The 1,288-nt window shown below is 62.3% G+C and carries 1 protein-coding gene; it reads right to left on the bottom strand.

Translation table 11 applies throughout. The annotated features are described in order from the left end of the window. Positions 1-2 precede the first annotated feature (2 nt). A partial coding sequence (gene glnS / locus Q0341_RS03580; RefSeq protein ID WP_299510613.1) for a glutamine--tRNA ligase occupies positions 3-1,288 on the bottom strand: 1,286 nt, incomplete at its 5' end.

Raw genomic sequence — 1,288 nt, 5'->3', positions numbered from 1 at the left:
ATTTATTTCCCCCAAGAATCTTTCAACCCCGTCACCCGGTTAAACACCGGCTTGGCACCCGCCACATGATCCAGGCGGTCCGCCACAAAATACCCAAAGCGCTCAAACTGAAACTTCTGGTCCGGTTGCGCTTGGGCCAGTGATGGCTCCACATAGGCCGTGACGACCTTCAAGCTGTCAGGGTTGAGGCTTTGCAAGAAGTCTTTGCCGCCCGCATCGGGGTGCGCTTCGGCAAACAGGCGGTCGTACAGGCGCACTTCGGCTTGCACGCCGTCGGCCACGCCCACCCAGGTGATGGCGGCTTTGGCTTTGACGCTGTCGGCGCCGGGCGTGCCGCTCTTGGTGCCGGGGATCACTTTGGCGTGCACTTCGGTCACGTTGCCTGCCGCGTCGCGTGCGCAGCCGGTGCATTCGATGAGGCGCACCACGTTGCCGGGGAACAATCTTTTGTATCCCTTGGGCGGCACTTCTTCAAAGTCTTCGCGCTCGATCCACACTTCTTTTCCGATCTTGAACACACGGTCGGCGGGTGGTGTTTGACCCTCGGCCACGGCGCTGTGGGGCAGGGCGGGTTGGCTGCAATCTTCTGTGTAGCCGTCGCTGCCAAAGGCCTCGGCCCAGTTGGTCAGCACCAGCTTGACGGGGTCGAGCACGGCCATGCCGCGGTGGGCTTTGTTTTCCAGGTCTTCGCGCAGGCAGCCCTCTAAAGTGCTGTAGTCGATCCAGCTGTCGCTTTTGGTCACGCCAATGCGGTCGGCAAACAGGCGCAGGCTCTCAGGCGTGTAGCCTCGGCGGCGCAGGCCTACGATGGTCGGCATGCGCGGGTCGTCCCAGCCGCTGACTTTGCCTTCGTTGACCAGTTGCGCCAGCTTGCGTTTGCTGGTGATCACATAGGTCAGGTTCAGGCGGGCAAATTCGTATTGTTTGGGGCTGGGCGCGGCCAGCAGACCGCATTCGCACAGGCGCTCCATCAGCCAGTCGTAAAACGGGCGCTGGTCTTCAAACTCCAGCGTGCAGATGCTGTGGGTGATTTGCTCCAGCGCGTCTTCGATGGGGTGGGCAAAGGTGTACATCGGGTAGATGCACCAGGTGTCGCCCGTGTGGTGGTGGGTGGCGCGGCGGATGCGGTAAATGGCCGGGTCGCGCAGGTTGATGTTGGGGGACTGCATGCTGATCTTGGCGCGCAGCACGGCGGCGCCGTCGGCCAGCTTGCCATCGCGCATTTCGCGGAATCGAACCAGGTTTTCTGCCACGGTGCGGCTGCGGAATGGGCTGTCCACGCCGGGCT

Origin of the sequence: uncultured Limnohabitans sp. (assembly GCF_937889215.1) — a bacterium.
GTDB lineage: Bacteria > Pseudomonadota > Gammaproteobacteria > Burkholderiales > Burkholderiaceae_C > Limnohabitans_A.
The sequence above is the reverse complement of the archived record's forward strand: the minus strand, read 5'-3'. Positions and strand labels throughout refer to the sequence as shown.